This window comes from Nonomuraea zeae (assembly GCF_005889725.1).
Classification (GTDB): Bacteria; Actinomycetota; Actinomycetes; order Streptosporangiales; family Streptosporangiaceae; genus Nonomuraea; species Nonomuraea zeae.
Window position 1 is genome coordinate 1 of record NZ_VCKX01000048.1, and the last position, 22,651, is coordinate 22,651.

Here is a 22,651-nt window from a genome sequence, read left to right on the forward strand (position 1 = left end):
CAGGGTCGGGGCCGTCCAGCGGGAGGGGGAAGGCGGCTCGTGCCGGCCGCCGAGGAGTATGGCGCGCTCCGCCTCGCTGCAGGCGCCAAGCCGTCCAACCGCGAGCTGAGCCTGCAGCCTTACCTGTACGTTCAGGGCGAGGCCGAGCCGAGCTGCCGCCCGATCGCCGTCGCCGGGCAGCTCGGAGTAGCCGGGGAGGAGCATCTCGACGAGCTCGGCCGGCTCGTCGGCATAGCCCCGGAGTGCGTCGCCCGCGTGGATCATCTCGTAGCGGTACGGCAGGCCTTCCGCGTTGACCGGTGCGGCAGGAGGCGACTCCGCCGCCGCGACATTACGGATGATCATGGTCATCGACCGGCGTCCTGTTCGCTCCTGGCCTCCTTGCCGGCGGTCGCCCAGCGGGTGACCGCGTACAAGGCGGTGAGTTGCTCCTTGTCGGCGGCTCGCCAGAATACCTCGTCCATCAGAAGCCGGAAGGAGCTGCTGCCCTCCTCGGTGATGTCGGGCATGGAACCGAGGGGGCGCGGAGCGGCATGGGTGCCGAGGGTGTCGTGGCGCCCCCCGTTCGGCTGATCGTCCAGTGTCGCGTTCCGGAAGGCGGCCTCCACCAGCGCGAGCGACAGTTTCACCCGCGCCTGGATCACGGCGGGGTCGAGTGAGCCGTCCCACATCCGGAACTCGATGTGGTCCGTCGGCTTGCCCTCCACACCGAACGTGTTCAGCGCCGCCTCGCGCCCGTGGAGGCCGCGGACCTGGCTGATCGACTGGTAGCCCGTGGAGGGCAGAGGGTTGGGCCGGCACCACTTCTGGCCCCGGTGGCTCTCCGCGGCCGGGTTGTGCCCGAGCCGGTAGAGGGTGTCGGTGTGATGGCTCACGTAGTTCAGCACACTGGTGTAGTTCGCCACGATGTGGTCGTAGTCATGCGTGCTCACGTGGACGTGCCCGCCGGTGCGCACGCTGGCCGTGCCGCCGTGGGATCGGATGATCTCGCAGGCGAGACGGAGGTGATCCCACGTCTCGGGCTCGTCGTACAGGATGGGGGAGACCAGCTCGCCCATCACGGTGGCGTCCGATTCGAGCCGCCACAGTCCCCGTCCGCCGTGCTTGCCCGTCCGGTAACCCGTGTCCTTCGAGGTGTGGTAGGCGTGCACGCCGGGGTCGGCGGTCAGACCGGCTTCGTACAGGGCCCGGGGGATGCCCATCACGGTGTCGAACCTGGCACCGGCCGGCACGTCGTATTCGATCTCGAGCCCGAAGCCGCGCCCGCCATCCCTGGCCGCCAGGGATCCGGTGGCGTTCTCGTGCAGGTAGGGGATCACCGCCTCACCTCTGAGGCCGCGTTCCACCGCCTGGTCGTAGGCCGTTCTGAACGCCCCGAAATCCCGCGTGAACGACACCTCCGGCTGCTCCGGCCACCGCTGCCACGCCTCGGCGCGAGCCTCCAGCGAGGCGAGCCGTTCCCGCCGAGCCACCTGCAGCGGGTCCTGCCCCGTGATCAGCGACACGGAGCGACGCAGGCCGGGACGGGTCCGGCGGTACTCCTCCCGTGCTTGCGCGTGCTCACGGCTCGCGCTCTCCCTTGCGTCCCGTACGACCGCCGGCGCCAGGTCGTGCAAGCCCGGAGCGTTTCCGCGCGGATCCGGCATCCCGTTCGCGAGCCTGGGGAGCTTGAGCGCGTCAAGCACCTGCCGCCGGTCGACCGGGCCGAACAGGTCGAAGCCGGCCTGCCCGGCCTCGACCGCCCGCTGTGCCAGCCGCTCCACCGAATGGCCGAGCCCGGCCTCGTCCGCCAGGCGGCGCAGCGGATGGAACACCCATATCTCCGACGCCGGGCCGGGGCCCGTGACTTCGGCGAGGCGGGCCAGGGCTCGCGCCTCGGCGTCGCTCGCCCGCACGATGCCGTGCTCCGTCGCGAGCCCGAGCCCGTCCCACAGGTGCGGTTCCCGAGCCCGATGGGTGGTCAGCAGATCGAGGAGCTCGCGATGGCCCGCCGCCCGCGCCGGGTCGGCGCCGTGCGCGTGCGCGTCTTCGGCGAGGCGGACGAGCTGCTCGACCGAACGCCCCTGCCCGACCTCGCCGGCCAGGCGCTCCAGCGGGAGGACGACGCGCCGCCCCATGCCCGTGTCCGGGTGGGTGACGATGTCGTTCAGGGCTGAGAGCAGCCGTGCATCCTGCGCGCCGACCTCGCCCAGCAGATATCTCTGGGCGACCAGCAGGCCGTTCCACAGCGCCGGGTCGTCCTGCCGGAACCGCTGCATGGCCTGGTGGAAGGCGTCACTTGAGCGCGTCCCCGGCGGTAGGTAGCCGTTCGCGTGCGCCGCGTGCACGAACGGGAGCACCTCCCGGACGGTCTGGGGGCCGGAGGAGCTGAGCAGCGGCCGGGTGAAGGCGTTGACCCCGCCGTGGCTGACGGGTGAGCCCATCATCTCCACCAGGAGCCCGGCCGCGCGCGCCTCCGCGGCGTTGGAGGAGGGCAGCAGGGCTCGGTGCCGATGCCCCAGCCAGCGATGGCGATCCTCCTCCATGCTTCTGGCCAGGATGCCGGTCAGATCGGATCCGTCGCGCGCGGTCCCGGGTGACATGCCCTGCCGCTCGGCGGCGTGGTGGAGCTCGACCAGGGCGTCGATCTCCAGGCGGTCGCCGAACAACCGCATGGCCATATCGCCGATGGCCCTTCTCGGGTTCTCCGAGCCGAGGGACCCGCTGATCGCGCCCAGCGCCGCCGCGGTCGCGTCGCTCTGGTCGTTGACGGGCAGCTCCTGCATCAGACGCCGGCCTCGCTCCACGAGTCCCGGGCGCGGTGGACCACCGTCGTCGCGGCGGCCGTTGAGCAGCCGTTCGATCCGGTTCGGCGGACCGCCGTCCCGGCCGGGCACGCCGTGCCCGCCACCGTGCCCGCCGCCGTGCCCGCCACCGTGCCCGCCACCGTGCCCGCCACCGGGGCCGTGCCCGGCGCCGGGTGCCCAGCGGTGGAAGATGGCCGCGGCCTCGGCGAAGTTGCGCGGCTTGGGGTCCGCTATCGGGGAGAAGCCGTCGGAGAGCCCGACGTCCCGGGGATGGGGCACCGGACGGTGCGGCACATGGTGCGCCATGGCGGCGGGACCTGCCGGTACGGCGGACGCGAGGGCCGGACCCGGGCCGGCGTCGGTCAGGACCCGGTCGAGTCGGGCGCGTACCTCGGGCCAGGAAGCGGCGAAATCGGGATGCAGGGAGAGGTTCTGCACCTCCCGCAGCGGTATCCAGGCGACGTCGATGGACTCCGGAGAGGCAGGCCACACATCGATGAGGGAAGGCACCTCGCCGATGACGGTGTCGAACGCCCAGCCGCCGTGATCGTCGTGGTGGATTCCGCGTACGTTCACCTGGCCCAGGTCCAGCCTCATCTCCTCGCCGGCCTCGCGGAACGCGGTCTCGACGGGCTGCTCACCGTGGTGACGGGCGCCCGCCACCGGCCCCCAAAGCCCTCCGTGGTGGGTCTCCGGCGAACGCAGTTGCATGAGGACGCGGACCTCACCCCCGGGGCCTCGGTGGAAGGGCAGCAGGCCCGCCGCGCCTTCGGTTCCCCAGTGCCGGTGTCCTTGGTCGCACTGTGTCCATTCGTCGCCGGAGCTCCTGATCCGCCAGCCGCGAGGGAGGTCGGCATACGACGGGTCGGGTTCGCCGACGTGCGGAGGCCGCAGCACGCTGACCTCGCCGGGCCCGGCGAGCAGGACGAACTCGTGGAGGGGGAGCTGGCCCATGCCCGTCCACGGGGTGGCCAGCACGCGGGAGGCGGGGAACACCCCAGCCATGACCGCCCCGTCCCCCACGCCGGTATACCGCTTGGCGACCCCGGGCAGGGCGCTCCATGCCTGCAGCGGCAGTCCCGGCGGCGCCGCCACCACGTCGCCGGTGGCGGCGCCGGCCAGGCTCGGCATCGCATGCCCCCGCTCGAAGACCACTCCGCGGTAGAGCGCGAGCTCCTCGATGCCGTGGCGGGCCAGCTCGCGCTGGGTCTCCGCGTACTGCCGGCGCAGGAAGTCGCGCAGCACCTCCCCATGGCGGCCGTAATCCCTCCTGGCGGTGTTGCCGCGGCCGGTCCCGCCGAACGTCTCCAGGTCGACGACGCCCTTCAGCCCGAACTCGTCGAGCGCGGCCATGTTCATGGCCAGCCGCGGAGGCAGCAACTCGCCGGCGCCGAAGCCCCACATCCTGATCAGGCGCTGGACGCCCAGTTGCCTGGCCAGGTGCAGCGCTCCGGGCGAGTCGAACGGCAGCTGGAGGAGGACGCGCCGTGGGCCGATCATCTCGTTGCCCTTGACGAAGGCCGGCAGGGCGCTCTGCTCGACCGCCCGCCAGGAGCGGATGGTCTTGCCCATCGCCTGGTACTCGGTGTGGACGAGGAGGCGGCCGGGGTCGCCGAGCGCATCCCGTAGTTTGTGCTCGCCGCCTGCGCCGAGGATGTCCTTCGTGGCGGAGCCCATCGTGTCCATCAGCCGCTCCACGGCCACCCTGTCGGAGGCGGCCCAGGCGTGGACGCTGATCGGGTCGTAGGCGCCGTCCCGGCTGAGCAAGCTCGCCACCCGCTCCGGAGGCGCCCCGATCACGCGTGGGTCGGCGGGCAGGGCCTTGGACAGGGCGGCCGGTGCGGCCGGGCTCTCCGGGAGACGTGGTTGCTCCGCCCGCGAAACGGCCGACGGGTGCTCGCCCTGTGCGGGCGGGTGGTCCCCGGCCGTCGAGGATGGGGGGCGGACCGGCAGGATCGGGGCGTCGTGTGGCGGGGCGCCGGGGAACACCACATCGGCGGGGCGATCCCCATGGCCTGGGCGGGTGGTGACCGCAGGCGGGCCGGAGGATGCCGTCGCCTCTGTGGGATCCGGGAGCGTTCTGGAGACGGCGGACCGCTGTCGGTCCGTCGCGTTGGAGCTGCCGTCGTCTCCCTGCTGTTCCCCGGGCTGGTCCCGTTGCTGGGGTGTCGCCGGGCGGGGAGCCGCGCCCTGGGCGTCCCCAGCCGCGTCCCGCCCGGTGCCGTCCTGTTCGACGGCCTCTGTCATGTACGGGATCGCGTGGGCGGCCGGAACGGTGGCCGGGAGCATCGAGCTCCGGGGAAGAGCGCCGGGAGTCACAGCGTCGGCCCGCATCGTGGCGGCCCCGCTCGCCGGAGCCCGTTCGGCGGGGACGCCACCACTGGACGCGGGCCGTTCGGCGGGGACGCCACCACTGGACGCGGGCCGTTCGGCGGGGACGCCACCACTGGACGCGGGCCGTTCGGCGGGGATGGCGGTGCTGGACGGAGGGCGCTCAGCGGAAGGACGGGGCGCCGGGTGGGCGGAGATCCCGTCGTTCCCGGCCGATCTGTCTGCGGTGGGGGCAGGCAGCAGCGTGTCACGGCGCCGGAGGACCTCGCCCACGATCGTCTCGCCGCGGGGCGGCGGAAGCTGGCCGCCGCCCGATTCGGGCGGCCGTGTCCGTTCAGGCAGGCCACCAGTGCCCGCCTCGGACGTCCGCGGTCCGTCGGAAACGGTGTCGATGCCATGGTGATGCCCAGGCGACGCGTACTGCGCGAGGGCCGTGCCGTCGTGCCGTCCGGCGGACGGGCCGTCCTGCCGTCCCCCCGGAAGACTGCCGACGTTGCCATGGCCCGCGGGCGGCTGATGCCGTTCGGCCGCGGGATGACCCGCCCCCGGCGGGTCGCCCGCGCCGCGAGCGCCCGCTCCGGGCGAATGGCCGCCGAGCTCGGCGACGGCCAGCATGGGGGTGTAGCTCACCCGGGCCCCGGCCGGGACGTCCAGGCCGCCCGCGACACCCGAGATGAAGGTGTAGGCGAGGTGCGAGGTGTCGAGTTGCCCGCTGAGCGCGAGCCCCGGCGTCGCACCGGCGGTGCCGGCCACCCCGCCCAGCAGCGCCTGCCCGTACATGCTCTGCCCGAGCGCCACGATCCTGTCCCGTACGGCCAACTCCGCCTTGGAGGCGACGTAGACCAGCGGCCGGCTCAGCAGGCGTGACAGTCCCGCGTTCGCACCCGCGAACAGCAGGCCGGTCAGGGCGCCGCTGCCTGCCGACATGGCCAGCGACGCGACATCGAAATCCCCTGCCTCGCGGTCGCCCCAGATCTGTTGCGCCACCTGCACACCGAAGTCCAGGCCGCCCATGATGCCGCCGAACCTCAGCATGTTGAGCAGGATGAGCTGCTTGAGCGTCCGGATGCTCACCTGGGTCAGCAGCGTATGGTGGTGGATCAGCCCGAGAACGGCGGGGCCGTTCACGTAGATCCACACCAGCAGCCGGACGATCATCACACCGAGCAGCGCCAGCGACGCGTAGATCATCCACTCGGTGTGCTGCATCCGGACGCCGTGCTCGCGCAGGGATCGCGCCTCGTCGCGCAGCGCCTGCTCCAGCAGGTCGAGCAGCGTCTCCGGAGAACCGGTCGCCTCCTCCCCTCCGCCGAGGGCGGTGAACACCTTCTCGAACGTCTCCTTGGCGGCTCCCTGCCAGACCCCGTCGCGCAGCAGTCGCATGACCGCACCGGCGTCGTCCGCCTTGATCTCGGCCAGGAGGTCGGCCAGCGTCTCCGTCACCTGCGCTTCGGCGATGAGCCCGCCGACGTCGGCCTCAGGCAACGCCCCGCCCGTCAGCGCCGGCGCCAACGGCCTGACCACGTCGGGTACCAGGCTGAGATCGAGTCCCATCAGAGCGTCGTCAGCTTCCTCGATCGACCGTCCTCAACCGGCTGTTCCCGCCATCGGCGGCTGACCATCGCGGGCTGGGCGTATCGGGTCACGGCGTCCCGGGCTGCGGCAGGAAAGACTCGAAGCTCGTCTCCTCCCCGAACAGGTCCTCGAAAGGAAGGTTCGGTACGAGGGGCTCCATCAGCTCCTTCATCTCGCGGGAGACCTGCAAGGTCGCGTGCCTGATCTGTTCCACGATCGAGGCGGACAGCTCCGACGGCGACAGCTTGCGGTAAATTCGCGGGTCGAACTCGATCGCCCGCACCTCGCCGCGAGGGCCGACGGTGACGCTCACCATGCCGTCCTGGGACGTGGCCGTCGCCGACAGTTCCTTTGCGCTCGCCTGCATCTGCTTGAGCTGCTCGGTCTGCTGGTTGACCTCCTGGACGAGCTGCTCAAGCAGCCGCCAGTGCTCGTTCGATGCCATCGGCGCCCCCACATCAGCAACATTAGCCTCAAAGATCTCCAAGACATATCCTTTCTCACTTAGTGGATGCGCCGGGTTTCGCAGTCCTGGTCTCGCACCATGGAAGAACCGCATCGTCCAGGAGGTGCCGGCCGCTCGCGAGCGGTCGGCGGGCCGGCGAAGGGCTCGGAAGATCAGCGCGGCCGCTGCATGCCGGGCAGCGCCGACCTCGGCCGGCCACCGTCGATGGCGACCCCGTACCCGCTATGCTGCTGGCTCGTGGAGTTCGACGGCGTGGTCTACAGCCGGAGCCAGCTGCACCAGCTGGCGCGCGGGGCGGGCGACATGGCCGGCCGCGTGTCCGGCGTCGACGTCCGGTACGAGACGTCGGCGAGCGCGGCCCACGCCGCCCTGAGTGACGACGACTACGGCCGCGCGTACTGGCAGGCGCGAAGCCAGAGGGTCGAAGGCATCGGCATGGGCCTGAAGCTGCTGGCATCCGCACTCGGCCAGGAGGAGACCCGGCTCCAGCAGGCGTTGAAGACATATCGCGCCGCCGACGACCCCACCAGCTCGCACAGCTGACCCGGACTCGCGGGCACCGCGGGCACCGCGGGCACCGCGGCTCGTCAGGGCCGCGCAGGTCCTGGAGACAGACGGGTTCAGGATGTTGTACCAGCTCCAGCCTGATTGACAGGGCGGAAGTGTCGGTGGCGATCGGCATGATGGAGCCATGACCGAGACACCCCCCATCGCCGCCCTGGTTGACGACACGGCCTACGCGAAGGCCGTGCAACTGGCCGTCGACTCGGCCGCCGCCTACTACGCCGACGGCACCTCGACCCTCGACGACGACGCCTACGACCAACTGGTCCGCGGCATCCAGGCCTACGAGGAGGTGCACCCCGAGTCGGTGCTGCCGTCCTCGCCGACCGGCAAGGTGGCCGGCGGTGCCGTGGTGGGCGATGTGCCGCACACCGTGCCGATGCTCAGTCTTGACAACGTGTTCGGCCCTGAGCAGCTCGCCGACTGGGCGGCCTCGCTGGAGCGCAGGCTCGGCAGGCCCGTGACGGCGTGGAGCGTGGAGCCGAAGCTCGACGGGCTGGCGATCTCGGCGCGCTACCGCAACGGGCGCCTGGCCCAGCTGGTCACGCGGGGTGACGGCACCGCGGGCGAAGACGTCTCCCACGCCATCGGCACCATCGTCGGCCTGCCCGAGCGGCTGGCCGAGCCGGTCACGGTCGAGCTGCGCGGCGAGGTGATGATGACGACCTCGCAGTTCGATGACGCCTGCGCCAAGCGCCAGGCGCACGACGGCACCACCTTCGCCAACCCGCGCAGCGCCGCCGCCGGCACGCTGCGCGCCCAGGACCGGCCCTACGTGTGCGAGCTCACGTTCTTCGGCTATGGCGCGCTGCCGCAGCCCGACGACGTCTCCCAGCCGGCCGTGCGGCTGCGCGAGCTGCCGCACAGCGAGATCATGCACTGGGTGGCCGCGCAGGGCGTGCAGACCACGGCGGCCACGCCGGTCGCCGGCATCATCGCCGACAGTCTCGAGCGGGTCCAGGAGCGCGTGGAGGAGATCGCGGCCGCCCGCGCCGCGCTGCCGTTCGGCATCGACGGCATCGTCGTCAAGTGCGACCTGGCCGCCGACCAGACCCAGGCCGGGTTCAGCTCACGGGCGCCACGGTGGGCGGTGGCGTACAAACTCCCGCCCGTCGAGAAGATCACCAAGCTGATCGATGTGGAGTGGAACACCGGCCGCACCGGCATCATCGCCCCGCGCGCGGTGCTGGAGCCGGTGAAGCTGGACGGCAGCACCGTCACCTACGCCACCCTGCACAACGCCGCCGACATCGGCCGGCGCGGCCTGATGCTGGGCGACAGCGTGACCGTCTACAAAGCGGGCGACGTCATCCCGCGGGTCGAGGCGCCGGTCGTCCATCTGCGCACGGGCGAGGAGCAGCCGATCCCGATCCCGCAGGTCTGCCCGTCGTGCGGCGACGCCATCGACACCTCGCAGGAGCGGTGGCGGTGTGTGCGCGGGCGCGGCTGCCGGGCCATCGCCTCCATCGTCTACGCCGTCGGCCGCGACCAACTCGACATCGAGGGTCTGGCCGAAAATCGCATCAAGCAGATGCTCGACGCCGGTCTGATCATCGACTTCGCCGACCTGTTCACGCTGACCCGCGAACAACTGCTCGGTCTCGAGCGCATGGGCGAAACCAGCACCGACAACCTGCTGGCCGCCTTCGAGCGGGCCAAGGGTCAGCCGCTCGCCCGGGTGTTCTGCGCGCTCGGGGTACGCGGCACCGGCCGGTCCATGAGCCGCCGCATCGCCCGGCACTTCGGCAGCATGGACGCCATCCGCATGGCCGACGCCGAGGCGATCCAGGTGGTGGAGGGCATCGGCCCGGAGAAGGCGCCGGTCGTGGTCACTGAGCTGATCGAGCTCGCCAACCTCATCGACAAGCTGGTCTCGGCCGGGGTCACCATGACAGAGCCGGGGTGGACGCCACCTGCCGAGCCCGGCACCACGGGGAAGGACAGTGGAGGGTCCGAGCTCCCGCTGGCCGGGATGTCCGTCGTGGTGACCGGCGCCATGAGCGGAGCGCTGGAGGCGCTGACCCGTAACCAGATGAACGAGCTGATCGAGCGCGCAGGGGGCAAGGCATCCTCCAGCGTCTCGGCGAAGACCTCGCTGCTGGTAGCCGGAGAGAAAGCGGGCTCCAAGCGGAGCAAGGCGGAGAGCCTGAGCGTCCGGGTCGTCTCCCCTGAGGAGTTCGCCGGCCTTGTCGGCCCGTTCATCTGATCCAGGCGAGTACACGAGACCGCAGCGGCGCTTGCCCCCGCCGTGCAAGGCGAGTACACGAGACCGACGCGGCGCTTGCCCCCGCCGTGCAAGTCGGTGATCTCCTCGGTGGCGGTGCCCTCGCCGTAGTAAGTCTTCGAAGGTCTTGAACACCGAGACGTCTTCCTGACGCGGTCAGTCGGCGTGCAGGGCGGCACGGAGCTCGGCCAGGGGGTCGGGCTGGGCGTGGCCGGGGGTTTGGATGCGGGCGGAGTGCAGGTCGCCGTTCCAGCGGGCCGGGATCCGGTAGCGGTCGGAGACCGGCAGTCCGGCGTCGTGGCCCAGGCGCAGGCCGGCGCCGCCGTGCTGGAGGGCGAAGGGCAGGAGTCCGTCGAAGGTCAGGCTGCCCACCACCGTGTCGCCGTGCAACAGGTGGAAGGCGGGGGCGCCGGGGCCGGGGAGGTGCGCGACGCCCAGGCTCTGGCGGCCGCGCGGGACGGGACGGTCGGCGACGACCTCGAGTACTCCCGCGGCGCGGGCGAAGGCGAAGCTCAGTCGGCCACCGGTGACGTGGAGGGCGAATCCGCCGTTCCAGTCACCCAGTGCCAGCAGGACGCCGTCCGGCGCGTCGCCCGCCTCGACCTCGGCGGTGATGCGGAAGCCGCCGAAAAGCATGGGCAGGGACTCGTCGCAGATCGGCGCGGCGCCGGGGCGGAACGTACGGTCGTCGCCCGCCGGCCAGGCCGGGCCGATGAGGGCGCCGAAGCGGTCCACGAGGCCGTCGAAGAGTGGCAGCACGTGGTTGCGCGCGGCCTCCTCGTCCCACAGCCGCCGCAGCTCAGCGACGACCTGCGGATGCTCGGCGGACACGTCGGCCGCCTCGGCGAAGTCCGTGGACAGGTCGAACAGGGCCCAGTGGTCCTCGTCGAAGCTCCGGCTGCCGGTGAAGAGCTCCTCCTCGTCGAGGACGCCCTTGGAGACGTGGTCGGTGGTCACCTTCCAGTGCCCGTGGATGAGGGAGCGCGAGCCCAGCATCTCGAAGTACTGGGTGTCGCGCGGCGAGGGCGCGCCGCCGTCGTCGAAGCTGGCGCCGAAGCTGGCCCCGTCGATCGGCTGCTGCTCGACCCCGTCGACCGTCTCGGGCGGCTCGATGCCCAGGGCCTCCAGGAGCGTGGGGAACAGGTCGTTGACGTGGATGACCTGGTCGCGCACCGCGCCGCCGGCCCTGATCCCGGCGGGCCAGTGGACGATGAGCGGGGTGCGGGTGCCGCCCAGCCAGGTGTAGCGCTTCCACAGGTGGAACGGGGTGTTGCCGGCCCACGCCCAGCCCCAGGCGTAGTGGTTGTAGGTGCGGGGGCCGCCCCAGTCGTCGTAATGGGCGAGGTTGTCCTCAAGGGACTCGCGGACGCCGGCCGAGAAGCGGTGCTCGTTGACGCTGCCGTCGATGCCGCCCTCGGCGCTGGCCCCGTTGTCGGAGAAGAGCACGACGATGGTGTTGTCGAGCCGCCCGGTCTCCTCCAGGTGGTCGAGCAGGCGGCCGATCTGGGCGTCGGTGTGGGTGAGGAAGCCCGCGAAGACCTCCTGCTGGCGGGCGTACATGCGGCGCTGGTCGGGGGTGAGGTCGTCCCAGGCGGCCACCCAGTCCGGGCGCGGGGTCAGGGTGGTGCCGGGCGGTACGACGCCGGACTCGACCTGGCGCTGGAAGACCTCCGTACGCCAGGCTTCCCAGCCGTGGTCGAAGCGGCCTCGGTAGGGCTCGACCCATTCGGGGGTCACGTGGTGCGGGGAGTGCATGGCGCCGAGGCCGGCGTACAGGAAGAAGGGCTTGCCCGGCGCGGCGTAGCTCTGGTCGTCGAGGTAGGCGATGGCGCGGTCGACCAGGTCCTCGGTGAGGTGGTAGCCCTCTTCGGGGGTGGTGGGCGGGTCGACGTAGTGGTTGTCCTGGACGAGGTTCGGGGCGTAGTGGTTGGCGTCGCCCTGGAGGAAGCCGTAGTAGCGCTCGAATCCGAGGCCGAGCGGCCAGTGGCTGAACGGGCCGGCCGCCGAGCGTTCGAAGCGCGGCGTGAGGTGCCATTTGCCCACGGCCAGGGTGGAGTAGCCGTGGTCGCGCAGGATCCGCGGCAGGGTCGCGGCCGAGCGCGGGATGCGGGTGGTGTAGCCGTGGTGGTCCAGCGGGATGTCGGCGAGGAAGCCCATGCCGACGGCGTGGTGGTTGCGCCCGGTGAGGAAGGAGGCCCGCGACGGCGAGCACAGGGCCGTCACGTGGAAGCGGTTGTAGCGCAGCCCGCCGGCGGCCAGCCGGTCCATGTTGGGGGTGGCGATGTCGGAGCCGAAGCAGCCGAGCTGGGCGAAGCCGGTGTCGTCCAGGACGATGGCGAGGACGTTCGGCGCGTCCGGTGCCGGGCGGGGGACCCGGGGGAAGATCGGTTCAGCGGTCATGAGTGCGCTCCTGGGGCTGGGGCCGGCTCGGCGGTGGTGGTACGCGGGACGAGGACGCGGTCGAGCAGGTAGCCGAAGCCCGCCGCGACGATCATGATGGTGACGCCGTAGATGCCGGCGGGGACGGCCAGGGCGACGTCGCCGGACAGGCTCAGCGCGATGCTCAGCGCCAGCGCGGCGTTGTGGAAGCCGATCTCCATGCCGGCCGCGATCGACGGCGCGCGCCCGGCCCGGGTGAGCCGGCCCGCCAGGTAGCCGGTCGTCAGGCTGGCCAGGGCGAACAGGACGACAGCTGGGAAGACCGTCGTGAGGTTCTGGACGAGCGGGGACAGGTTGCCGGCGAACCCGGCCACGATCAGCCCGGCCAGGGCGAGCCCGGCCAGGACCCGGAAGACGCGTTCGGCGCGCCCGGCGAACCGCTCCCACCTCGCCTTGACGGCCATGCCGATCGCGATCGGCACCAGGACCGCCGCGAACACCTGCAGGATCTCCACCCCGTGCAGCCCGATGCCGTCCTGCCCCGCCAGGAAGTATCCCAGCGACAGGTTGGTGATCGCGGTCAGGCTGACCACCGACAGGACGGAGTTGACGGCGGTGAGCGTCAGGTTGAAGGCCACGTCACCGCCGAACAGGTGCGAGTACACCCCGGCGAGCGGGCCGCCGGGCGCGGCGGCGACGAGCATCATCCCGACGGCGGGCGCGGGCGGCAGGCCGAGCAGGCTGACGATCGCGAAGCACACCAGCGGCAGGACGAGCAGCTGGCAGGCGAGCGCTACGGCGATCGTCAGCCGGTATCGGCGCACCCGCCGGAAGTCCGCGACTGTCAGCCCGAGGCCGAGCCCGAGCATCAGGATCGCGACGACGGACAGCATGGCCGCGTTCACCCGCCGATCCTCTCGTCCACCCAGATCACCCGATCTCCTCACCGACACACCACTACGATGAACGAATTAAGACAAGGCGTCTTAATCGAGGGCGATACTATGGTGATTTGGTAGGGAAAGACAAGAATGCGAGCGAAAGAGCAGATCCTCCGCGCGGCCGAGCGGCTCTTCGCCGAGCGCGGCTTCACGGTGTCACTACGGGAGATCTCCGTGGCGGCGGGCCAGCGCAACCACTCGGCCGTGCAGTACCACTTCGGCGGCAAGGCCGGCCTGATCGACGCCCTGTACGAGTACCGCATGGCGCCGCTCAACCTGCGGCGCCTCCAGCTCATCGCCGGCCTGCGCACCGGCGGCCTGGAACGGGACCTGCCCGCTCTGGTCGAGGCGTACGTGGCCCCGCTGGCCGAACACGTCCTCGCCCATCGGGGCGCGAGCTGGTACCTGCGCTTCGCCAGCCGGTACGTGTTGTCGGGCGGCTACCGGTCCTGGCCCTACTCCAGCGATCACCACCCCGGCGCCAGCGAGCTCTTCGGCCTCTTCCTCGAATGCCTGCCCGCCCTGACGGGGGAGCGCCTGCGCGTCCTGCACCTGCACATCGTCATGGTGCTGGCCGACATCGAGCAGCGCCTCACCGATCCGGCCTTCGACGACGGCCTGGCCGCCGCGGCGCTGGCGGACCTGCGCACGACGGCGCTCGCCCTCCTCACCGCCCCGCCGACGCCCCACGCCGGCGGGCCCGAGCGGACGCCGGCCGGATGATCAGCGTCAGAAGCGGGCCTCCAGACGACGATGGACGTTCTTCACCACAGCCCCGGCCGGCGACTGGCGGAAGGCGACCGCCTCGGCGAGCCTGCCGCTCCTGAAAATGCCATGCCCGGCACGTGGGCGGCCAGGTGGCGCCCGGGCCCGGCCGCCACCACCGCGCCCAGGCGCCCCTCCGCCACTGGTCCGGCCGTCAGTGGTGGGGCAACTGCGGGTATACGACGAGGAAGAAGACGACGAGGGCCACGGCGGCGAGGACGAGCTGTGTCCCGAGGCTCAGGTCGTCCTGGTCACTGTTGCGGCGGGCATGCCAGTCATCGCGATCGCGTCTGCGCGACCACTCGTCGTTGGAGCGCCGGACCATTTCCCGCTGCTGGTCTATCCGCCGCGAGCTCTCCCGCTGGTAGTCGTCGAAGGGCATCTGCTCACTCCTCCTGAGTTGCACAGTATGGAGCCAGACTGACACGGAACGTCATCATCCGATAAGTGGAGCACCGAAAGGCACTGAAATGTAACCCTCGGTTCGAGAAAGACTGACCGGCTACGCCATCGGCCGCCGGCACCGGGAACTCGCGGCACTCGACCACGAGGCCCCGCCACGTCCACCCTTCAGGGTCAGTCGACGCAGACGAGGAACATGTCGAGGTCCCATGCCCCGGCGAAGCCCGTCCGGTCCTCCGTCGCGGTGCCGGTCGCGCCCTTCTGGTCGGCGTGCGGGACGAGGGCCGTGGGGAGCACCTGGTTCTCCTTGCCGCCGTTGCCGATGCCGGCGCCGAGCACCCGCTGGGCCGGGTCCTGGCAGGCCACGACCGCCGTCTTCGAGCTGGCCGAGCTCATCTGGGGCCGGCCCGCGATCTGCACGTCGTGGCCGGGCGGCGGGTCGGCGCAAACGGCGTAGGCGGTCAGCTTCCAGCGGCCGGCGAAGCCGTTCTCATCCTCGTACGCGGTGGCGAACGCGTTGTCCGTCTGCAGCCCGTGCTCGGTAAGAGCGACCTGCCCCCCGCCGCCGTCGATGCGGCCGCCGCCGCCGAGCACCACCTTGCCCGCCGGGCAGGACACCATCTCGGCGGCGGTGATCGCGGAGGCCGGCGGGGCGGCGGCCTGCCGGTACGTCAGGCCGGGCAGCGGGCCGGTGCACACCGCGTACACCCGTAGCCGCCAGGCGCCCGGGAAGCCGTCGCCGTCCTCGTGTGCCGCGGCCTCGAACGACGACCGCCCGCCGTGGTGGCGCGCCGGGACCGGCTGGAGCCTGGTGAGCACCACGTGGGCCCGGGCGTCAGGCGCCTGCCCGCTGGAGCCGCCCTCGATGGCTGCACCGCCGCCGACCACCCGCTTGCCGTGCGGGCACGTGGCCTGCTGCCTCTTCTCGCTCGCCGAGTTCTTCCCCGTGTGCGCCGACACCCGTACGACGTCGATCGCGGCCGATCGCGCGGAGGCGGCGGCGGGTGCCGTCAGGTGAGCCAGGAACAGCAGCGTCACGGCCGTGCAGCCGGCGATCCGGGACATGAGCATGATCGACCTCCTTGGGTCACTCCCGGGGAATGTACGCGGGCGTCGTGGCGGCCCGCGTCAGGGTGCGGCCGAGGGGAATCCCTAGGGGCCCTGACCGCCCGACGGGCCCCGGTCCCCGACGAGGCCACCGACGAGATCGCCGAGGAGGTCGCCGACGTGGTCGCCGACGGCCCGGCCGCGACCTCCGTGCGCGCGGCGGATAGATTCCTCGCAGCCGTTGCCGAACAGGTCCGGAGGCACCTCGTGGAAGAGCACGTACGCACGCGCGTCTCGGCGTACGCGATCGCCGTCGTACAGGATCGTCTGCTGCTGACGCGGCTCTCCGCGAACACGGCCGTCTTCGCGCCCGGGCTGTGGCACCTGCCGGGCGGTGGCATCGACCCGGGCGAGCAGCCGCGCGAGGCGCTGGCCCGCGAGCTGCGCGAGGAGACCGGCCTGGAGCTCCTCGGCGCCCGCCTGGTGGAGGCGCGGACCTTTACCTCCCACCGGCTCGGCCCGGGCTGGCAGGTGATGGGGCTCTTCTACCTCGCCGAGGTCGGACCCGGCCCGCTGCGGGTCACCGAGGTCGACGGATCCACCTCCGCCGCCGCCTGGATGCCGCTGTCCGGCCTGGAGGAGCCGATGCTGTCCCCGGCCGCGATCACCGCTCTCGAACTGATCGGCACGTGAACCGCCCCCGCCGACGTCCCGGCTCGTGGCCGGCACCGGCGGGCAGCCTGACCGTGCCGGGGTCCCCGCCGCGACGGGCCGCCGCTGGCGTCGGCTGAGCGCTGCCCGGTGGCTGGGGTGCGAGGATGTGTACGTGATCAGCACGCTTGCGGTGGAGGGCTACCGCTCGTTGCGCCGCCTGGTCGTGCCGCTGGCCCCGCTGACCGTCGTGACCGGCGCCAACGGCAGCGGCAAGTCCAGCCTCTACCGGGCGCTGCGGCTGCTGGCCGACTCCGCGCGCAACGGGGCGGTCGCCGCGCTGGCCCGGCAGGGCGGCCTGCCCTCCACTCTCTGGGCGGGGCCCGAGCAGGTCGGCCGGGCGGTGCGCGAGGGCCGGTATCCGGTGCAGGGGACGGTTCGCACCGGCCCGGTGAGCCTGCGGCTCGGGTTCGCGGGCGACGACTTCGGCTACGCCATGGACCTGGGCCTGCCACCCCCCTCGACGGGCAGGACCGCTTTCCAGCTCGATCCCGAGATCAAGGTGGAGTCCGTCTGGAGCGGGCCCGTGCTGCGCCCGGCCGCGGTCCTGGCCGAGCGCGGGCGCGGAGCCGTACGAGTGCGCGACGCCGACGGCGGCTGGTGGCGCGTGCCGGGGACGATCCAGCCGTACGACAGCATGCTGAGCGAGATCTCCGATCCCCAGCACGCGCCCGAGCTGCTCGAGCTGCGCGATCGGATCCGTTCCTGGCGCTTCTACGACCAGCTGCGCACCGACGCCGGCGCGCCCGCCCGCGCCGCCAGGATCGGCACCCGCACCCTCGTCCTCGGCCACGACGGCGCCGACCTGGCCGCGGCCCTGCAGACCATCAGGGAGATCGGCGACGCCGAGGCGCTGGACGCGGCCGTCGACCAGGCCTTCCCCGGCAGCGGCCTGGCGATCGCGGCCGAGGCCGGGCGGTTCGAGCTGCGGCTGCGCCAGCACGGCCTGCTGCGCCCGCTGGGCGCGGCGGAGCTGTCGGACGGCACGCTGCGCTACCTGTTCTGGGTGGCCGCGCTGCTGACGCCCCGCCCGCCGGCCCTGCTGGTGCTCAACGAGCCGGAGACGAGCCTGCACCCCGACCTGATCGCGCCGCTGGCCGGGCTCGTCGCCGCCGCGAGCGCGCGTACGCAGATCGTCGCCGTCACGCACAGCCGCCCGCTGGTGGCCGCGCTGGGCAAGGCGGGAGCGCGTACGGTCGAGCTGGTCAAGGACCACGGCGAAACCGGTGTGGCCGGCCAGGAGCCGCTGGACCAGCCGCCCTGGCACTGGCCCAAGCGCTAGTGGCCGCTTGCTCACCTTGAGCCCTGATCATATTATGTAAATCGTTTTGGAGCCTGTTGCAGACCAGGGCCAGTGTGACTGCCGATGATCAGGCCTCTAACTGGTAAACGTTTGCCACAGGGGGCATTAACACGATTCAAGCCGCATCGTCATGCCGCAATCACCAGACGCGAGGAACGATGTCGAGCATCAAAGAGGTCGCCCGGCTGGCCGGCGTGTCCGTCGGCACCGTCAGCAACGTGCTCAACCGGCCGGAGATGGTGGCGCCGGAGACCCGGCAGCGAGTGCAGGACGCGGTCTCCCAGCTCGGCTACGTCCGCAACGGCTCGGCCAGGCAGCTGCGGGCCGGGCGCAGCCGCAGCATCGGCGTGGTCGCGCTCGACCTGGCCAACCCGTTCTTCATCGACGTCCTGCGCGGCGTGGAGTCGGCGGCGCAGAGCGCCGGGCTGACGGTGATGGTGTTCAACAGCAGCAAGGAGGCCGCCCGCGAGGCCAGGCTGCTGGAGACGTTCGAGGAGCAGCGGCCGCTGGGCGTGCTGATCACGCCGGTCAACGACAGCGGCCAGCAGGAGCGGCTGGGCCGGCTGATGGCCAGGGGCATCCCGGTGGTGCTGTTCGACAGCTCGACCCGGCACGAGCACGGCTGCGCCGTCTCGGTCGACGACGTCCTCGGCGGGCGCCTGGCCGGCCAGCACCTGCGCGAACGCGGGCACCGGCACATCGCGTACGCGGGCGGGCCCTTCACCGTCCGCCAGGTCGAGGACCGGCACCAGGGGCTGGCCGCCGAGCTCACCCCGGCCGACACGCTGACCGTCATCCCCCTGCCCGACCTCACCATCGCCACCGGGCGCACCGCGGGCTCGCAGATCGCCGACCTGCCCGCCGGCGCGCGGCCCACCGCGGTCTTCTGCGCGAACGACCTGGTGGCGCTGGGCGTGCTGCAGGAGCTGACGCAGCGCGGCCTGCGCGTCCCCGGGGACGTGGCCATCCTCGGCTACGACGACATCGACTTCGCCGCCGCGGCCGCGGTGCCGCTGTCGTCGATCAGGCAGCCGCGCGTGCAGCTCGGTCACACCGCCGCCCTGATGCTGCTCGAAGAGGCGAACCAGCCGGCCGGGCACGAGCACCGCCACGTCATCTTCCGTCCCGACCTGGTGGCCCGTTCCTCCACCTGACGGGGGTCTCATGCCGGCTCGGGCTCCTGGTGCGGGCGGCCCTTGAGCTCGTGGAAGCCCGGCGTCCCGGCCACCAGCAGGGTGCCGTCCCACAGCCGCCCGGCCTGCTCGCCGCGCGGGAGGACGGAGACGACCGGCCCGAAGAACACGACCCGCTCCCCTCCCCCGCCGGTGACCGCGACGACCGGGGTGCCGACGTGCTCCCCGATCAGCCCGATCCCCTCCGCGTGCGACTCCCGTACCAGGTCGTCGTACTCGGTGGACAGGCCCGCCTCCGCCAGCCCCTCGGGCAGCCCCGCCGCGGCCAGGGCCGCGCGCAGGTCGCCGATCCAGTCGCGCTGCTCGCCGTCCGCGCTCCACAGCGCGGTGTAGAAGCGGCCCAGCGCCTCCTGCCCGTACGCCTTCCGCACCGCGGCACAGACCCGGACCGGGACCCACAGGTAGCCCTCGGGATCGCCTTCCGGATCGTCGTCGCGGCCTTCGTTGAGCACCGACAGGCTCATCACGTGCCACCGCACCTCGACCGGCCGCACCTTCGCCACCTCGAGCAGCCAGCGGGAGGTGATCCACGTGTACGGGCAGGCCGGGTCGAACCAGAAGTCGGCGACCATCGGACCGTCGGCGTGGCGCATGGATGCGATCTTAGTGTGCCCGCGCGCCCGGCGGCCCGCCGGACCATCGCGGAAGCGCTGCACACCGAACGATTCCTTTTCTGGTGATTTCCTGGAATGACACACTGCCGGAATTTGACGAACGATGACCACCGGGCATTCGAGGTCGTTTTCTTCCGCGGCTCTTCCTGCGCCTACTGGTACGGTCTCCTCTGCCATTCCTGGAGGAGATGGAGTCACGCATGAACGCGGAAAAGGCCCTGAACGCCGGCCCTTCGGGAATGGAGCTGGCATACGAGCGCTTCGGCGATTCCGCGGCGCCGCCCGTGCTGCTGGTAATGGGCGGCGGCGGGCAGATGATCGCCTGGCCCGGGGAATTCTGCGCCGAACTCGTTGCCCACGGCCTGCACGTGATCCGGTTCGACAACCGCGACGTCGGCCTGTCGACCCATTTCCACGACGCGCCGGCTCCCGACCTGCCCGCCGCGCTCGCCGGCGACCTGTCCTCGGCCTCCTACACGCTGTCCGACATGGCGGGCGACACCGTCGGCCTGCTCGACGCGCTCGGCCTGGACAGCGCGCACCTCGTGGGCGTCTCGCTGGGCGGGATGATCGCCCAGACCGTCGCGATCGAGCACCCCGGCCGGATCAGGTCGCTGACCTCGATCATGTCCTCCACCGGCGACCGGTCGGTGGGCCAGGCGCGGCCGGAGGCGCTGGCCGCGCTGGCCGGGCCGCCGGCGACGACCAGGGAGGAGGTCGTGGAGCAGTGGCTCAAGGCCTCCCGGGTGGTGCGCTCACCCGGCTTCGAGCCCGACGAGGCCGCGCTGCGCGAGCATGTCGGGCTCGCCTACGACCGCGCGTTCGACCCGACCGGCATGATCCGCCAGTCCGTGGCGGTCATCGCCTCCGGAGACCGGACGGCGCTGCTGCGCTCGCTCGACCTGCCTGTCCTGGTCGTCCATGGCGCCGACGACGTCCTGTGCGACGTCAGCGGCGGGCGGGCGACCGCGGAGGTCATCCCCGGCGCGGAGCTCGTCGTCATCGACGGCATGGGGCACGACCTGCCCCGCGCGCTGTGGCCCGAGCTGGCCACCCGCATCGCCGCCCTCGTCCAGCGCGCCGAGTCCCGCACCCGGTCGCCCCGCTGAGCAGTCGGCCCTGTCCGACAGGCCCGCGGGTCAGCCGCTCCTCATCGGAGCAGGCGGCGCCGGGTGGCGGGCGAGATCAGGAACGCCACGCTGTCGTCCGGCGGAATCGTCACCTTGAGCCCGGAGCCGGACAGGACCTTCGCGATCAGCTCCCGATCGCCGGCCCACTGCACCGCCAGCTCCTCCACCAGGTCGCCGCGGGGGTCGAAGCACGACGTGTGCGCTTGGGTGATCCAGAAGACCGCCTTGGGCGCCTGCCCCTCCGCGGTCGTCTCGTGGACGTGCTGCCAGGCTCCGGAGGCGGTCGGCCACAGGTCGGGCTCGGCGAGGTAGCCGTGCTCGGCGAGCCGTTCGAAGGCCCGTACGATCTCGCACAGGTCGGAGGAACGGTCGGTGGCCAGGCACGTCACGACCCCTTCCTCGGGCTTGTTGAGCCCGTGGACCGCAGCGAACAGCGCCTCCATCGCCGCGTCGGCCTGCCGGCCCAGCTCCTCGGGGTCCAGCTCCAGCAGCGCGTCCTCGTCGTCCCGCTCCGCCTGCCCGGGGACGCGGACCACCAGGCCCTCCCGCGCGAACGCCGACTGGACGTTCGACGGCAGCCCGCCCCGCCACGCGATGCCGACGTCCTTGGCCAGGGAGCCGTCCGGCGCGAAGTGGTCGCCGAGGTCGGCCGGCAGGCTCAGCAGCCCGCTGGTCTCGCTCTCCGCCGCGAACCGTGCCGCGTCCACGGTCCGCCAGCCCTCGCTCGCCAACCGGCTGAGCGCCTGGTCGAAGCCGTCGCGCTGCGTCCGGCGAGCCCGATCGGCCGATCCGCCGGACAGCTCTCCGGCGACCTCGGCGCGGCGCTGCTGGAGGAACGCCCGCGTCTCAGCGATCAGGTCCCGGTCCATCAGGGTGTCCAGCACCATCGGCCACCAGCCCTCGGCCTCGGTGAACGCCGCCGGGTCCAGCTCCTTCAGGGAGAGCCACAGCCGCTCGGTGTAGCCCCGGGCGGTCTCCTCGGTCTCGCCGTTCAGCGCCCGCTGGCGCACCCTGAGCCGGTAGAGGAACTCGACGAAGCTCTCCAGGTCGCTGTTGACCTTCTCCGCCTGCGGCTCCCCGTCGAGCGAGAGCAGGCCGACGACGCCGCCGCGCAGATCGAGGAAGTACCGCATGCCGCCCTCGCCGGACGTCCCGCCGAGGATGAGCACGTCGACGTCCCCGCCGCCCGTCTTGAACACCATGGAGGAGCCCGGCAGGGGGTCGCCCGCGACGGCGGTGGTGAACGCCAGGTCCGCGCGTACCGGGAGCCCGATCTGGCCCAGGATCCGCGCGTCCGTCGCGGAGAGCCCCTTGTCACGGAGGTGCTCGACCTCCGTCAGCCGCACGGCCTCGGGACCGAAGAGCTCGACCATCTGTTCATGCGTAACCACGGATCAGCACCTCGTCGTCAGGGACGGCCCGCCGCGGCGACGCCAGGCCGGGACCAAGATCCCATAGGCGTAGCGAGTGTAGGGCAAGATCTACTTCCTTGGTCATTTCGCCGACCACTCGCGGGGGGACCTAACATGGCCGTCCATGACAGAGCCGGCCTTCCTCACCTCCACCCGCACCGCCTACGACGGCGCCGCCACGCTTTACGCGGAGAGCATCCCCGGGACCTACCGGGCCGTGCCGCTCCTCCACGCGATGATCCCCGTGTTCGCCGAGCTGGTGCGGACCTCGGGTGACGGCTTGGTGGCGGACGTGGGCTGCGGGCCCGGCCACATCACCGCGCATCTGCGCGACCTGGGCGTCAGCGCCTTCGGGGTCGATCTGTCGCCGGAGATGGTGGCGATCGCCCGGGACACCTATCCGGACCTGCGCTTCGAGACCGGGCTCATGGCAGCCCTGGACGTGGCGGACGCCTCACTCGCCGGGGTGCTCTCCAGCTACTCGATCATCCACACCCCGCCGGAGGGGCTGCCGGAGATCTTCGCCGAGTTCCACCGGGTGCTCGCGCCCGGCGGCCACCTGCTGGTGAGCTTCCAGGCGCACGACGACCCGGCCGAGGTGGCGGAGGCGTTCGACCACCGGGTGTGCCTCGCCTACCGCTACTCGCCGGATCGCGTCGCCGAGCTGCTGGTCAAGGCGGGGTTCACCGAGATGGCACGGCTGACCACCGCGCCCGCGGAGGACCCCACCCGGGGGTGGCCGCAGGCGCACCTGCTGGCCCGCCGACCGGCCGAGGATCTCTCCGCCGCGCAGTGATCTGATCCCCGT

General features: G+C 72.0%; 17 protein-coding genes. 8 read left to right on the top strand and 9 right to left on the bottom strand.

The window, feature by feature from the left end:
- The 3 genes from ETD85_RS17640 to ETD85_RS17650 form a co-directional block, all read right to left on the bottom strand.
- The coding region (locus ETD85_RS17640) for a hypothetical protein (protein WP_138690811.1) at positions 1–351 on the bottom strand (351 nt) is incomplete at its 3' end.
- Entirely contained in the window at positions 348–6,671 is a 6,324-nt protein-coding gene (locus ETD85_RS64680) for an NUDIX domain-containing protein (RefSeq protein ID WP_206058373.1), read from the bottom strand. The genes ETD85_RS64680 and ETD85_RS17640, both read right to left, overlap by 4 nt.
- Positions 6,672–6,759: 88 nt before the next feature.
- A complete protein-coding gene (locus tag ETD85_RS17650; RefSeq protein WP_138690812.1) occupies positions 6,760–7,137 on the bottom strand; it encodes a YbaB/EbfC family nucleoid-associated protein in 378 nt (125 codons plus the stop codon).
- Positions 7,138–7,395: 258 nt separating this feature from the next.
- Between ETD85_RS17650 and ETD85_RS17655 the strand changes: the two genes are divergently transcribed.
- Together ETD85_RS17655 and ligA are read left to right on the top strand one after the other, a co-directional pair.
- On the top strand, positions 7,396–7,701 hold the full coding sequence (locus ETD85_RS17655) for a hypothetical protein (RefSeq protein WP_138690813.1): 306 nt from the start codon (positions 7,396–7,398) through the stop codon (positions 7,699–7,701).
- Between the two features lie 148 nt (positions 7,702–7,849).
- Positions 7,850–9,928 (top strand): NAD-dependent DNA ligase LigA, encoded by a 2,079-nt coding sequence (gene ligA / locus ETD85_RS17660; protein ID WP_138690814.1) that lies wholly within the window; start codon positions 7,850–7,852, stop codon positions 9,926–9,928.
- Between the two features lie 174 nt (positions 9,929–10,102).
- On the opposite strand, the gene ETD85_RS17665 is transcribed toward ligA, so the two are convergent.
- Positions 10,103–12,346, bottom strand: coding sequence for an arylsulfatase (locus ETD85_RS17665; RefSeq protein ID WP_138690815.1), 2,244 nt, complete (start codon positions 12,344–12,346; stop codon positions 10,103–10,105).
- A complete protein-coding gene (locus ETD85_RS17670) occupies positions 12,343–13,230 on the bottom strand; it encodes a bile acid:sodium symporter family protein (RefSeq protein WP_206058374.1) in 888 nt (295 codons plus the stop codon). Before ETD85_RS17670 ends, ETD85_RS17665 begins: the two co-directional genes overlap by 4 nt.
- Before the next feature lie 126 nt (positions 13,231–13,356).
- Here ETD85_RS17670 and ETD85_RS17675 point away from each other — a divergent pair, with 126 nt between their 5' ends.
- Entirely contained in the window at positions 13,357–13,989 is a 633-nt protein-coding gene (locus ETD85_RS17675) for a TetR/AcrR family transcriptional regulator (RefSeq protein WP_138690816.1), read from the top strand.
- A gap of 196 nt (positions 13,990–14,185) precedes the next feature.
- On the opposite strand, the gene ETD85_RS17680 is transcribed toward ETD85_RS17675, so the two are convergent.
- Together ETD85_RS17680 and ETD85_RS17685 are read right to left on the bottom strand one after the other, a co-directional pair.
- Entirely contained in the window at positions 14,186–14,413 is a 228-nt protein-coding gene (locus tag ETD85_RS17680) for a hypothetical protein (protein WP_138690817.1), read from the bottom strand.
- 194 nt (positions 14,414–14,607) lie between these two features.
- On the bottom strand, positions 14,608–15,504 hold the full coding sequence (locus tag ETD85_RS17685) for a hypothetical protein (RefSeq protein WP_138690818.1): 897 nt from the start codon (positions 15,502–15,504) through the stop codon (positions 14,608–14,610).
- A gap of 243 nt (positions 15,505–15,747) precedes the next feature.
- On the opposite strand from ETD85_RS17685, the gene ETD85_RS17690 reads away from it, so the two are divergent.
- The 3 genes from ETD85_RS17690 (at position 15,748) to ETD85_RS17700 (ending at position 18,648) form a co-directional block, all read left to right on the top strand.
- Positions 15,748–16,173, top strand: coding sequence for an NUDIX hydrolase (locus tag ETD85_RS17690; protein ID WP_138690819.1), 426 nt, complete (start codon positions 15,748–15,750; stop codon positions 16,171–16,173).
- A gap of 133 nt (positions 16,174–16,306) precedes the next feature.
- Positions 16,307–17,473 (top strand): AAA family ATPase, encoded by a 1,167-nt coding sequence (locus tag ETD85_RS17695; protein ID WP_138690820.1) that lies wholly within the window; start codon positions 16,307–16,309, stop codon positions 17,471–17,473.
- Between the two features lie 179 nt (positions 17,474–17,652).
- The gene (locus ETD85_RS17700; protein WP_138690821.1) at positions 17,653–18,648 is read left to right on the top strand and encodes a LacI family DNA-binding transcriptional regulator; all 996 of its coding nucleotides are present in this window, start codon (positions 17,653–17,655) and stop codon (positions 18,646–18,648) included.
- Positions 18,649–18,656: 8 nt separating this feature from the next.
- Here the strand turns inward: ETD85_RS17700 and ETD85_RS17705 are convergent, their stop codons facing one another.
- Positions 18,657–19,280 carry a mycothiol-dependent nitroreductase Rv2466c family protein gene (locus ETD85_RS17705; protein WP_206058375.1) on the bottom strand — a complete coding sequence of 208 codons (624 nt, stop codon included), beginning with the start codon at positions 19,278–19,280 and terminating at the stop codon, positions 18,657–18,659.
- A gap of 221 nt (positions 19,281–19,501) precedes the next feature.
- Between ETD85_RS17705 and ETD85_RS17710 the strand changes: the two genes are divergently transcribed.
- Positions 19,502–20,410, top strand: coding sequence for an alpha/beta fold hydrolase (locus tag ETD85_RS17710; protein WP_138690822.1), 909 nt, complete (start codon positions 19,502–19,504; stop codon positions 20,408–20,410).
- 41 nt (positions 20,411–20,451) lie between these two features.
- On the opposite strand, the gene ETD85_RS17715 is transcribed toward ETD85_RS17710, so the two are convergent.
- Complete coding sequence (locus ETD85_RS17715; protein ID WP_138690823.1) at positions 20,452–21,822, bottom strand: SUKH-4 family immunity protein; 1,371 nt, start codon at positions 21,820–21,822, stop codon at positions 20,452–20,454.
- Positions 21,823–21,967: 145 nt separating this feature from the next.
- On the opposite strand from ETD85_RS17715, the gene ETD85_RS17720 reads away from it, so the two are divergent.
- On the top strand, positions 21,968–22,639 hold the full coding sequence (locus ETD85_RS17720; protein WP_138690824.1) for a class I SAM-dependent DNA methyltransferase: 672 nt from the start codon (positions 21,968–21,970) through the stop codon (positions 22,637–22,639).
- Positions 22,640–22,651 lie beyond the last annotated feature (12 nt).

Bases quoted from the DNA above. Each gene is read 5' to 3' on its own strand.
- ETD85_RS64680 (WP_206058373.1), bottom strand. From the start codon at position 6,671: ATGGGACTCGATCTCAGCCTGGTACCCGACGTGGTCAGGCCGTTGGCG.
- ETD85_RS17650 (WP_138690812.1), bottom strand. From the start codon at position 7,137: ATGGCATCGAACGAGCACTGGCGGCTGCTTGAGCAGCTCGTCCAGGAG.
- ligA (WP_138690814.1), top strand. From the start codon at position 7,850: ATGACCGAGACACCCCCCATCGCCGCCCTGGTTGACGACACGGCCTAC.
- ETD85_RS17665 (WP_138690815.1), bottom strand. From the start codon at position 12,346: ATGACCGCTGAACCGATCTTCCCCCGGGTCCCCCGCCCGGCACCGGAC.
- ETD85_RS17675 (WP_138690816.1), top strand. From the start codon at position 13,357: ATGCGAGCGAAAGAGCAGATCCTCCGCGCGGCCGAGCGGCTCTTCGCC.
- ETD85_RS17680 (WP_138690817.1), bottom strand. From the start codon at position 14,413: ATGCCCTTCGACGACTACCAGCGGGAGAGCTCGCGGCGGATAGACCAG.
- ETD85_RS17685 (WP_138690818.1), bottom strand. From the start codon at position 15,504: ATGCTCATGTCCCGGATCGCCGGCTGCACGGCCGTGACGCTGCTGTTC.
- ETD85_RS17700 (WP_138690821.1), top strand. From the start codon at position 17,653: ATGTCGAGCATCAAAGAGGTCGCCCGGCTGGCCGGCGTGTCCGTCGGC.
- ETD85_RS17705 (WP_206058375.1), bottom strand. From the start codon at position 19,280: ATGCGCCACGCCGACGGTCCGATGGTCGCCGACTTCTGGTTCGACCCG.
- ETD85_RS17710 (WP_138690822.1), top strand. From the start codon at position 19,502: ATGAACGCGGAAAAGGCCCTGAACGCCGGCCCTTCGGGAATGGAGCTG.
- ETD85_RS17720 (WP_138690824.1), top strand. From the start codon at position 21,968: ATGACAGAGCCGGCCTTCCTCACCTCCACCCGCACCGCCTACGACGGC.